Origin of the sequence: Myroides sp. C6-3 (genome assembly GCF_050522425.1) — a bacterium.
In the GTDB taxonomy this organism is placed as follows: domain Bacteria; phylum Bacteroidota; class Bacteroidia; order Flavobacteriales; family Flavobacteriaceae; genus Flavobacterium.
The window spans coordinates 1-11,763 of record NZ_JBMVQP010000039.1 but is presented as its reverse complement, the minus strand read 5'-3'; the positions used below and the strand labels follow the sequence as shown (position 1 = coordinate 11,763).

Annotated in this window: 10 protein-coding genes; all 10 read left to right on the top strand. The window is 36.1% G+C overall.

Features of this window, described 5'->3' with window-relative positions:
* Positions 1–8 precede the first annotated feature (8 nt).
* On the top strand, positions 9–956 hold the full coding sequence (locus tag ACPDG9_RS13850; RefSeq protein WP_430528312.1) for a hypothetical protein: 948 nt from the start codon (positions 9–11) through the stop codon (positions 954–956).
* The gene (locus ACPDG9_RS13845; RefSeq protein ID WP_430528311.1) at positions 956–1,396 is read left to right on the top strand and encodes an N-acetylmuramoyl-L-alanine amidase; all 441 of its coding nucleotides are present in this window, start codon (positions 956–958) and stop codon (positions 1,394–1,396) included. Before ACPDG9_RS13850 ends, ACPDG9_RS13845 begins: the two co-directional genes overlap by 1 nt.
* Before the next feature lies 1 nt (position 1,397).
* Positions 1,398–1,736 (top strand): hypothetical protein, encoded by a 339-nt coding sequence (locus ACPDG9_RS13840; protein ID WP_430528310.1) that lies wholly within the window; start codon positions 1,398–1,400, stop codon positions 1,734–1,736.
* On the top strand, positions 1,733–2,410 hold the full coding sequence (locus tag ACPDG9_RS13835; protein ID WP_430528309.1) for a DUF6808 domain-containing protein: 678 nt from the start codon (positions 1,733–1,735) through the stop codon (positions 2,408–2,410). Before ACPDG9_RS13840 ends, ACPDG9_RS13835 begins: the two co-directional genes overlap by 4 nt.
* A gap of 2 nt (positions 2,411–2,412) precedes the next feature.
* The gene (locus tag ACPDG9_RS13830) at positions 2,413–2,847 is read left to right on the top strand and encodes a hypothetical protein (protein WP_430528308.1); all 435 of its coding nucleotides are present in this window, start codon (positions 2,413–2,415) and stop codon (positions 2,845–2,847) included.
* Positions 2,848–2,881: 34 nt separating this feature from the next.
* The gene (locus ACPDG9_RS13825) at positions 2,882–3,376 is read left to right on the top strand and encodes a hypothetical protein (RefSeq protein ID WP_430528307.1); all 495 of its coding nucleotides are present in this window, start codon (positions 2,882–2,884) and stop codon (positions 3,374–3,376) included.
* A 173-nt stretch (positions 3,377–3,549) separates the two neighbouring features.
* Entirely contained in the window at positions 3,550–3,852 is a 303-nt protein-coding gene (locus tag ACPDG9_RS13820; RefSeq protein WP_430528306.1) for a hypothetical protein, read from the top strand.
* A 210-nt stretch (positions 3,853–4,062) separates the two neighbouring features.
* The gene (locus ACPDG9_RS13815) at positions 4,063–8,517 is read left to right on the top strand and encodes a hypothetical protein (RefSeq protein WP_430528305.1); all 4,455 of its coding nucleotides are present in this window, start codon (positions 4,063–4,065) and stop codon (positions 8,515–8,517) included.
* The gene (locus tag ACPDG9_RS13810) at positions 8,505–8,909 is read left to right on the top strand and encodes a hypothetical protein (protein WP_430528304.1); all 405 of its coding nucleotides are present in this window, start codon (positions 8,505–8,507) and stop codon (positions 8,907–8,909) included. Before ACPDG9_RS13815 ends, ACPDG9_RS13810 begins: the two co-directional genes overlap by 13 nt.
* The coding region (locus tag ACPDG9_RS13805; RefSeq protein ID WP_430528303.1) for a phage tail protein at positions 8,906–11,763 on the top strand (2,858 nt) is incomplete at its 3' end. The genes ACPDG9_RS13810 and ACPDG9_RS13805, both read left to right, overlap by 4 nt.

Below are 11,763 nucleotides of genomic sequence, written 5' to 3'. Positions count from 1 at the left end.
ATAAAACTATGGGATTACAAGTTGAAATTTGGTCAGAGACCATTCAAGAAAAGTTACTTCAGGACAATACATTTTTACAACACGTTTCAGATGTTTCAACAGATAACATCATCAACGGTAAAATTGTTCACCTTCCTCAAGCTGGCTCACCATCCAAAGTGGTTAAAAACAGAGCTACATTACCTGCAGTAGTTCAACAGAGAAAAGACACTGAAGTATTGTATCTAATTGATGAGTATACAACTGATCCAGTGAACATTGTAAATGCTGATACAAAAGAGTTATCATATGATAAACGCAGAAGTATTTTAGATCAAGATATAGCAGGACTTAGTGAAGAAGTTGCTGAAGGTATGCTCACCAACTTTGTTGTTTCTCCAGTTGGTGACAATAAAGAATTGCCTAAATCAAACATTATTTTCACAGATTCTACGAAAATTGTTGATGCAACAGTACCTGGTGCAACAGGAAAGAGAAAAGCTTTTGCATTAGTTGACTTACAAAAAATGCGTACACACTTTGTTAGACAAAAAGCATGGACAGAAGGTAAAATGTTTGCACTACTTACTGCTGATGCTATTGCGCAAATGTTTCCTGCAGACTCGTCAACTACAGCAACTTATATGCAAGCGACTTCAGAAGCTGAAAGAAGAGCAGGTGTTATTTACAAAGTTCAAGGATGGCAGATCATGGAGCGTTCTAGTGTTTATATTCTTGGAGAAGATAAAACCTTCAAAGCTTTTGGTGCAGTAGCAGATGCAAACGATTCAGATGGTTGTTTGTTCTGGAATGAACTGATGCTTGAGAAAGCTATTGGTACTACAGAAGCTTTTGAAAACATTGGAGACCCAACCTACTATGGAGATATTTACTCTTTCCTAGTTCGCTGTGGTGGACGTGCTCGAAGAAAAGGATATGAGGGAGTTGCTGTACTTCAACAAGCAATGAGTGTGTAATGCGTGAGGTGTCTTTAATTGTGGTGCACTGTACAGGTGCACCGCAAAACCAAACCGTTGATTCAATTAAAGCATTTTGGAGAAACGTACTTGGATGGAAGTCGCCTGGTTATCATAAACTCATAGAACCTAATGGCAATGTTATTACTCTTGCGAGCCCTGATCAGATAACAAATGGCGTGAAAGGTTTTAATTCAAAAGCTTATCACATTAGTTATATCGGGGGGCAAAATGGGATTGACAATCGAACAGTTCAGCAGAAATGTGCCTTAGAACACGAAGTTAGAGAAGCAAAAAAACTTTTTCCAAATGCAAAAATTGTTGGACATCGAGATTTATCTCCTGATCTAAATGGAGATGGAATTATCACTCCTAACGAGTGGACAAAAGAATGTCCAAGTTTTGAAGTAAAAGATTGGCTTAAAGAAATCAATTTATAAGATGAGAACAACTCCCGAATTACCAAAGCCTTTCAGCATAGAAGAAATACAGAAATACCCTAAAGCTGTAATAATTGCTTTTTTAATAGGATTGTTAGTGTTATTCGGTGGGATGTTAATCGGTATTTTTTATAAAAGGGAGGATTCTGCAACGGACTGTGAAACAGAAAAAAAACAACTTTACGGTCTAATCTTAAAAGAAAGAGAAGACAGAATTCTCCTTTACGAAAACATGATTTTCTATAAGGATAAGGTAAACACATTAGAGCAACAACAGACTTCAACAGATAGTTTGTATCGTTCAAAAACACAACAACTAGTTAACAAAATACTAAGATGAGAAACTTGATTATTATAGTATTGTCTTGTTTTACCATTGCACTTTGTATTGTTAGTTATAACCAGTACGCGAGCAAAAAACAAGAACAAGTACGCTACAAAGAACTACTACTTTCAAGTGGTAAAAATGAAGTCGTAAAGGAGTATATCCGCGATTCGATTAAACACACTGTTTTTGTCGAGAAAAAGGTTAAAGATACGGAGCTTGAGAAACGATTAGCTATCTCTAGTCAATATGCAGATTCTTTAGAACGAGCCTTAAAAGTGTCTATTACACAAATAAAGCAAGTGACAAAAGTCAATGCTGAGCTAGATGCTACGCTCAAATTGGTAAAACAAACCGATGGTACTATAACTTATCAAGACAAATGGCTTTCCCTGCTTTACCAACCAACATCAGAAACTCTAGACCTAAAGTATAACGTTAGTTTAAACATCGCGAGGTATAGTAAACGCTCTTGGTTCTTAGCAGAAAAGAAAGACTACATCGATATCTATTCCGATGATCCACGAGTCACAATAAGAGGACTTAACTCATTTTCACTACAAGAAAAACCTCCCAGACGATTTGGACTAGGACTATCAACAGGTTATGCATTAAGTGTCTCTAACGGACAATTCGTAACACAACCTTATGTTGGAATAGGTGTAAACTACAACCTTCTAAATTTTTAGAAATGAAAAAACAAAATTTATGGGATAAAGCACAAGAGATGATGCGTATCCATGACCTTGAAGAAATTTATCTAACAACAGATGGACAAGGTTTCACAGAAAAAGAGCGTGCTGATGCTCATTCAACAATATTAACCAATAAAGAGGTTTTTACTTTTCATCGTGAAAGAGAAACTAAACAGGTAGAGCCTGTAACAGCACAGACAACAGACACAGATAACGAGCGAACGGAATTACTCGCTAAATATGAAACGTTGTTTGAGAAAAAAGCACCTGGTAATATGGGAGTAAAAAAGTTGAAAGAAAACATCGAAGCGAAAGAAGCGGAATTAGCTCAAGCAGCTCAGACTTCCAAAGAAGAATCTTCTACTGAAGGTGAGGATTCTGAAAAGCAAGAAGAACACTCCGATTCTACATCTACAGAAACTGTAGACTAAACAGTATTTAAAAACCTATTAAAGACTATTTAAAATGGCAGAAACAAGAACATACGGTCTAAAGCAAATTAAGTCAGGAGATCCCACAGAGGATGGAACAATGCCTGCAGTATTAGAAGAGCTTTGTAGAACTTATCGAGACAGTTGTGAATTCACAGAAGACGACCCTCAGATTACTGAAGAATTTGCAGATCAAGAAGACGATCCAATTGAAGTGTTTTCAACAAAAGGCGCTAAGCAAATTAAATTCTCCACATTTGACTATTCTGCTGAGACATTAGCAAAACTTAAAGGAGGTACTGTAGTAAATGGGCAATGGGCAGAACCAACCAGTTCCACATCAATTTATCAAGCCATTGAACTAACAACTGATACAGGTACACCTTTTCAATTTCCAAAGTGTCGAGTTCTTGCGAAGTTCAATGCAAAATTTGTAAAAAATGGATTAGCATTATTGGAGGTTACGCTAAAACCAATGAGCCCAGCTAAGGGTAAACCTGCAGTACTAATTGGTAAGAAAACACCATAATGAACCCTGAGTTACATACAGCAAATATTCTATTAAAAAGAGGTGTAAAAGTGCCAATTGGCGCACCTCTTTTTTTAAGAATACTCACATTGTTTATTGTTCGAAATATAAACTTTGGGATCAAGGACTTGCGAATAGAGACGCTCCTTAAAATAAGTAGATTGTATCTGCTTATGGATATAGATAAAGACAAAGAATTCACGGTTCGTGAAGCGTATGAAGTCTTGGCCAAGCATCGAAAAAAGGTCACGAAAATAGTTGCCTATTCGATGCTTGATAAAGATTACTTGTACTTTTTAGTTCCAATTGTAAGCTTTATCATTCGAAAAAAATTATCTGCAAAAGAGATCAGTCACCTGTTGCAACTTGTGATACTCTATTCGGGTATTTCGGATTTTACGACTACTATCAGATCAATCGGAGCGATGAAAATCACCACGCCGATGAACTTGAGTCAAGAGAAACAGACGAGTTAACAAGCGAAAGCTTCCATAGCGTCTTTGGACTAATCTATGTCTTTGCAGAAAAAACAGGTTGGTCAAAAAAAGAGATTTTAAACTGCACACTCATTGAACTCACCTTAATGCTTGCAGATGCTCCTAAATTATCTAAGAAAGAAAAACAAGTAAAAGAATTTGAGTCTGATGATGAATTAGCTCAATGGTTTGGTATTTAATAAATAGCATATGAACAACGAAGAACCTATCGAAATTTCCTTTATTATCAACTCGCCTGAAGTCTTGCAACAAGCTTTAGCAGTTGAGAAAGGTTTGCAAGGCGTTGATTATGCTCTTGAAAAAAGTGAGAAAAATTTTCAAGCTTATATTGACACTCAACTTCAAGTGAATCAAGCTTTAAATGAAAATGTAAGACTAACACAAGCTCAAAAAAGAGCGTATGACACGTATAGTAATACACTTGAGGGATTAAAAAAGATGATGGACAGTACAACTGATCCAACACAATTAGCTGTTTATCAATTCAAAATCCAAGAGGTTTCTGATAGTCTTCAAAAGTTGATCGACAACGCTAACAACAAGAAATTAGATGTTTTTGATACAGACAAACTTGAGCAAGCAGGTCATCTGTTAGATTCAATTAGCGATAAAACATTTTCACCTTCTTTCGCTTCTAGTCAGGAGCTAGAAGTATTGTCAGAGGCAATTAATAAGGCTGAAAATGAATTTCAACAATTGGGAATTGTCATTGATTTTGTTGGGGCTCGTCTCAACAAAATCAATGACAAAGAAACATTCTCTAGCTTGAGAAATGATTTGGATGCTGCTAACAACATACTTGGTAGAAATATAGAGCTTTATGATTCTGCAGGAAACAGCATCAATCAGATGAAAGATGCTTTGTTGATGTTTCAAGAAAAGCTCAGCTCTGAAACTGATCCTGAAAAGATTACTATTCTCAATAAAAATATTGAAGACCTAGAGAATAATATTCGCCGTGTAGGTAATATTGGTCGCACAGGTTTTGATGAAGTTGGGAATTCCATTAAGGCTCAAGAAGAACAAGTCAAAGGACTCAAAGGACAATTAGCTGAACTAGTTCAAGAACTAGCTAAAATGCGTCTCAATGGACAACAAAACACACAACAGTATAGAGAGTTATCCAATCAAGCCAAAGAATTGGCTGGAGCATTGAGCACCGTAAATGAGGAAGTTCGACATTCAGCCTCAGCGACTAATAACCTTGATACTCTTATACGAGCAACTAAGGGAATTGCGTCGGGGTATGCTCTTGCAAAAAGTGCAGGTGCTCTCTTTGGACAGGATCAAAAAGATGTGGAACAAGCTATCTTGAAAGTGACCAGTGCCATGTCATTGTTACAAGGTTTGCAGACCATACAAGCAGAATTGTTGAGAAAAGATTCTGTCGCAACAAAAGCACTTACAACTTTAAAAGGCCTATATACCAAAGCTATTGGAGATTCAACAGGTGCTTTAAAAGGCTTTAAAATTGCTCTTTTCTCTGTAGGTATTGGAGTTGCAATAGTTCTATTGTCAGAACTTGTGGCCAATTGGGATAAGGTAAAAAAAGCCATCGGTCTAACTTCAGATGAGCTTGAACGAAATCAAACGATTTCGAAAAAGGGAAATGAACTCTATGGCGAAAAGATCGCAAAACTTCAACTTTTAAGCACTACAAATGAAAAAGTAGCACTAACAGAGAATCAGAAGAGAAAAGCCGTTATCGATTACAACAAAGAGTTTGGAAATGTGCTAGGATCCGTTAAGGACTATGCACAACTTGAGCAGCAAGTGATCAAGAATCTTCCAAACTACATTTCGTATTTAACTGTAAAATCTCAAGCTGAAGCGTCGTATATGCTATCACTGGAGAAACAGAAAAACCTCTTGGAACAAATAACTGCGCTCAGTACAGGTGATTTAGGATGGTACGAAAGTCTTCAGAACAACTTGGATAAATTTGGCGAGAAATTTAGAAGTTCTTTAGGTTTAAAGGAACAAGTAGCCAATAGAGAAATTTCTCAAGCAGAAATTTTATCCTTTTTGAACATTCCTTCTGATGAAGATTTCAATCAAGCAATTACAGGTTTCAGTTTTACGATCAAAGAAAAACTCCGTGAATTTAGAAAAGAACAAGCCAAAGATAAAACGATGCTTGAGGCTTCTTTTGAATTACAAAAGAAAGCAGGTGAATTAGCCTCTAAACTCAAAATTAAACCTGATGATAAAGAAGCTGATGCGCAAACCAAAAAAGCTTTAGCTGACAAAATAAAAGTTTTAGCTGACATCAAAAAAGCGGAAGGAGATCTAGACAAAAGTCGTTTAACAGGTTTAGCGAAAGATTTGAAAGATATCGAATTACGTTATACCAAACTGCGTGACGAAGCTAAAAAAGCAAAGTTAGAGTTAAAAGATATCGAAAGAATTGACAAACTTGAAACACAAGAAATCAATTCAGTACAATATAATAACGATACGGATAAGCTCCAAAAGCAATTAGAGGAATCTAAACGCATCTATGAAGAGTATGAAGAATTTAAAAAGAATTCTTCTATTTCTTTTGCCAATGAGACCTTTGGAAATTTGATCAATGTTACAAAGACATATTATGATCTTGTCAGTGATGAACTAGATAAGATTAATGTAAGCGATATGACTGCTGAAGAGAAAAAGCGTTATGCTATGCTTACAGAACTCCTTATCCAACATGGAGAAGACAAAAGTAAAATTGAGCACAAGCAGTTAGAGGAAATGTATAATCTTACTGCTACAACAGAACAAAAGTTATTTCAATTACGCGATAAATATGCTAAGCTCAACCTTGAATTGCAAAGCAAGTATACAGGAAAGGAATTAGAGAATCGTTCAAAAGTTCTAGCTAAACAAGCGCAAGATGAATTTGATGCTCTGGCAGATTCAGTATTACAAAGTTCAGGGACGTATGTAAACGCGTTAGACATTATTTCTTCTGCTACCAAAGGACAACTAAAAAGACAGATCAGAGATCTTACAGAATTTTTAAATACCAATAAAGAGATTAGCGCTGAACAGCGTAAAATCATTAATGACATTATCAGAGATCTTACCAATCGACTTCCTAATGCACAAATAGATCGTAGAGATACAATGACTGCGACAGGTGTTGTCGATGCACAGATTGACATGGTTAAAAAACAGATTGAAGATTTAAAAGCTCAGCGTCAAACATTAAAACAAGATAATGATACTTCCTATGAAGAGTTTATGAATAAATCTCGTAAAATGAGTGTTTCAATCGAATTACTTGAGATGCGTTTAAACTCATTGAACATTGATAAGATTAGTGCAGTAGGTCAAGATTTAGGTTTCATAGGAGATCAGTTCTTGAGTGTGTCAAATAGTTTAGCTGAGATTAATCCTGGCATGTCAGACTTGTTTAAAATCATAGGTGATGGTCTCAGGGTAATGGAGGCTGTGACTAAAGTAATTTCTTCTTTAGGAAGTTCTTTAAAAGAGGCTGGCAAAATAGGTGGTGGAACCGAACTAGGGGCTGTAGGAGCAATAATGGAAGGTGTGGGTGTTATAGCTCAAGTATGGAGTGGTATAGTACAGGCACAGAAACAGGCTTATAGAGAATTTAAACAATGGCAGATGGATGTTTATCGAGGTGAACTTGAGTATCAAGCTTTGCTTCGTAAACGTAGATATGATAGTATATCTAATAAGACGACCAATAAGACGATGCTTTCTAGTCAATTAGATGAGTTAAAAAAGCAAACACCTGAGATAGAGAGAGAGATCGAGAAGCAGCTACAAATGATTCAGAACAAGGGAGAATACATTGTAGATCGTTGGCGTTCCACGTCATTTTGGCGTACTAAAACAAAAACTGAATGGGGTGACCTATTTGGGGTTGACTATGATAAGTTAGAAGAACTTTATAAACACAATAAACTTGAGGGGGATACAAAGGTCTGGTTTGAAGAACTTCAAAAACTAAAAGAAGAGCTTGGAGATGTTCAGAAAGTAATTGAAGAGACAGAACAAGCATTGCTTGATGCTATTACTGGAACTACATCTGATAGTTTAATAGATAGTATACGCAATGGATTAGCTGAAGGGAAAAGAAGTTTTGAAGACTTTGCTGATGATATAGAGGGGATATTAAAGAATGCAATCATGCAGGGTATGATAACAGATACTCTTAATGAAGGAGTAAAAGACCTACAAAGAGAGCTAGCTGATCTAATGAGTGATGGAGAGCTTTCTTCTACTGACGCCGATAAAATTCGTGAAATGTATATGCAATTGGTTGAGGAGGCACAAAAAAAGATGGATGCACTTAATCAGGCAGGAATCGACTTTTCTAATGGAGATGATAAAAACTCTCTAAAAGGAGCAATCAAAGGTATGACCGAAACTCAAGCAGATTTGTTATCAGGACAGATTGGAGGTTGGAGATTAGCTCAATTAGAAACGAACAGTATTTTAAAAAACAGTTTTACTTCACAACTAGAGGTTCTGTCTCGACAGGTTGCCATACAAATGCAAATCGAAATAAATACCCGACAAACTTCGACTAACACAGCAAAGTCAAATGAACTGTTACAGTCGTTGTTAGATCGATCTAGATCCTTAAGAAATGATTCAACTATTTTAAACGCTAACGGATGGACACCTTAAACACATTTTCTTTAAAAGATGCATACAACTTAATCATTCAGACAGGTACGGCTAAACTGCTAGAGTATCCTGAACGAAAAGAACCACTCCAAAATGATTGGTTAGATCAAAATGGTACAGAATATCATTTAGACCGAGTTTTTTTTAAAGACAAGGAAATTACGCTCCAGTGTGCCTTTATGGCTCCTAATGATGTTGTTTTTTGGAATAAGTACAATGCGTTTTTCTCGGAGATCAGCAAAGCGGGTTATCAAAAACTGTACATCTATGATCATGGTAAGACCTATGATGTTTTTTATAAAAAGGCAACCAACTTCATAAAAGTAAGAAAACGTTTAAAAAACGTTGAAAGAGTATTTGTAAAATTTGAATTAACACTACAGGTAAAATGAAATATAGTATAAAAAGAAATAATCAAGTCATTGCAACAGTAGCACCCACAGGTTCTGTTAGTCGTAAAATCATGGCTGAGGAACTTGTTAATATGAAATTCATTTTACCTAAATACATTCCTTTTCAAATTGGCGATACAGTGGAAGTTTATGGAGACACATACGTATTAAACAAAGAGCCAAATGCGCAAAAGAACGCTACAAATCACTTTGTCTATGAGTTGCAATTTGAATCGTTTAAATACAATTTAAACAAGGTTTTATTTTTAGGTTTCAATCAAAACAATGACTTAACTGAAACCGAATTTGCGATTATGGGTAATGCAGAAGTGTTGCTAAGACACATTGTTACCAATGCAAATCGTGAAGGAGGCAATTGGAAATTAGGTTATGCCGAAGAAACCGAATCTAAAAACATTGCGTTTAATGACAATAACGTTTTATCCGCATTATCACTATGTGCTGATGAATTTGAAACAGAGTATTGGATCGATGGAGATAAAACAATCCATCTTATTAAAAAACAAGAAGTCAGCAGACTTGAGTTAGAATATGGGCAATCAAAGGGGCTCCGAACTATTTCGCGAACAACCCTGGATTCTTCTAATATCTTGACAAGATTATATGCGTCAGGTTCAAGTCGTAATATTCCGCCTTCGTATCGATATGGTTCTAGTCGTTTAAAGCTAGATGTACCTTACTTAGAGAATAATGTAAATAAATTTGGACTCATAGAAGCATCTCATACATGGGATGAAATCTATCCACGTCGAAATGGAAAAATAACTGCTGTATTTAGTGACAATCCTTTCAAATTTGTTGATACTTCCATGGATTTTGATCTTAATGGAACAACAGAATTAAATGGGGAAATAACTCCAATACTTCTTCCTGGTATAGCTGCTAAAGTGACCTTTAATACAGGTCAATTAGCAGGCTATACATTCGAAATTCAAAAGCACGGTTACAACCATCAAGCAAAGAGTTTTGTTCTTTTAAAGAACAAGGATGAAAAAGCATATGAAGTTCCCAATGAGTTATTGCGTCCTGCTGTTGGAGATGTTTATGTTCTAACAGATATCGTTATGCCTGAAGCTTATCTCATTAATGCTGAAACAGAGCTTAAAAACAAAGCTCAAGAGTATTTAGAGGAAAATTCCATTCCTCGTTTACAGTATTTAGCTCAAGGCGATCCAATTTATTTCGAACGTCAAAATATCAATTTACAGCTAGGAAATACTATTAGATTTAAAGATGTTGATTTCGGTTTAGATGCTGAAATCAGAGTAATTTCAATTGTCAAAGATTTACAGAATCCTTTTCAAGTTGAGTTCGAAATTGCAGAAAAAATACAGCAAGAAAAGATCATACGTGATTACATAGATAAGAATCGTAAGGAACAGGAACTTATCGACAATCGAAAAAAGTTCACAGAATCGATTATGAGAAATTATGAGTTTTCACAAGAGATTCAAGAAAATGTATTTGATGCTGAAGGATACTTTGATCCAGTAAAGATTAAACCACTCAGCATTGAGACAAAAATGCTTGCTGTTGGATCCCGTGAACAGCAATTTACACTAGAGGACTTGACTTTAATGATTGAAGCTAATAATACAGCATTGCGCAATACTAAAGGACAAATTATTCATTATACGTTAGAAGAGGAACCGCGGTACTGGGATATTCCTGCGAATACTTTCAATGGCATTTCAACAGGGTTTAATTTCATTTATATCAAGGCTCAAAAAGTAGGGAACAACGCTTCTGTATTTGTATCTCCTAATCAAATAAAGGTAGATGCTGATGAAGCATTTTATCACTTTGAAGCGGGTTATTTGAGTTCAGTTTCTAATGGTTTTAGAAAAATCAGGCTATCCAATGGTTTTACAAACATAAATGGTCGAGAGATTACCACTGGTAGAATTACTTCTACAGATGGTAATACTTATTTTGATCTTGATACAGGAGAAATAAGAGGTAAAATCACATTTAGCTCAGATTCACCTGCTTTAGAAGAAATTGAGAACATCATTCAAGATCAAGAGATATACGTTGAGTATTCTGTCAATGGTACTTCTGCTTGGCACTCTACAATGCAGTCAACAGATGTTTATATGCGTCAAAGAAAAGGGACGAATCCTTGGGGGCAAGCTGTGCGTATTGCGGGTAAAGATGGTTTAAAAGGTGATCAAGGGATTCAAGGGGTAAAAGGAGATCGTGGTTTACAGGGGATACAAGGAAACAAAGGAGATCAAGGGATTCAGGGAATTCAAGGAGTAAAAGGAGATCGTGGTTTACAGGGGTTACAAGGAAACAAAGGTGATCAAGGAATTGCAGGAGCAAAAGGAATTGATGGTCAAACATCCTATACCCATATCGCATACGCTGATACTGCGACAGGTGGTGGGTTTTCGCAGAATCCTACGGGTAAAACTTATATTGGTATGTATGTTGACTTTATCGCTCAAGATTCAACAGTAGCTAGTAAATACAAATGGAGTTTGATCAAAGGGGCCGATGGCAATCAAGGGATACCTGGTGCAAAAGGTGCTGATGGAAAAACACCCTATTTCCATACAGCTTGGGCTAATAATATCACAGGAACTTCAGGCTTTAGTACAACTATTAGTGTCGGTAAAACACATATTGGAACTTATACGGATTTTACCCAAGCTGATAGTTCGGATCCAACAAAATATAAATGGTCTCAAATTAAAGGTGACAAAGGGGATAAAGGAGATCGTGGTTTACAGGGTTTACAAGGAAACAAAGGCGATCAAGGAATTGCAGGAGCAAAAGGAATTGATGGTCAAACATCCTATACCCATATCGCATACGCTGATACTGCGAC

What these genes read in the sequence shown, in the direction of transcription:
- ACPDG9_RS13850 (WP_430528312.1), top strand. Translation starts at nt 9, where the DNA reads ATGGGATTACAAGTTGAAATTTGGTCAGAGACCATTCAAGAAAAGTTA.
- ACPDG9_RS13845 (WP_430528311.1), top strand. Translation starts at nt 956, where the DNA reads ATGCGTGAGGTGTCTTTAATTGTGGTGCACTGTACAGGTGCACCGCAA.
- ACPDG9_RS13840 (WP_430528310.1), top strand. Translation starts at nt 1,398, where the DNA reads ATGAGAACAACTCCCGAATTACCAAAGCCTTTCAGCATAGAAGAAATA.
- ACPDG9_RS13835 (WP_430528309.1), top strand. Translation starts at nt 1,733, where the DNA reads ATGAGAAACTTGATTATTATAGTATTGTCTTGTTTTACCATTGCACTT.
- ACPDG9_RS13830 (WP_430528308.1), top strand. Translation starts at nt 2,413, where the DNA reads ATGAAAAAACAAAATTTATGGGATAAAGCACAAGAGATGATGCGTATC.
- ACPDG9_RS13825 (WP_430528307.1), top strand. Translation starts at nt 2,882, where the DNA reads ATGGCAGAAACAAGAACATACGGTCTAAAGCAAATTAAGTCAGGAGAT.
- ACPDG9_RS13820 (WP_430528306.1), top strand. Translation starts at nt 3,550, where the DNA reads ATGGATATAGATAAAGACAAAGAATTCACGGTTCGTGAAGCGTATGAA.
- ACPDG9_RS13815 (WP_430528305.1), top strand. Translation starts at nt 4,063, where the DNA reads ATGAACAACGAAGAACCTATCGAAATTTCCTTTATTATCAACTCGCCT.
- ACPDG9_RS13810 (WP_430528304.1), top strand. Translation starts at nt 8,505, where the DNA reads ATGGACACCTTAAACACATTTTCTTTAAAAGATGCATACAACTTAATC.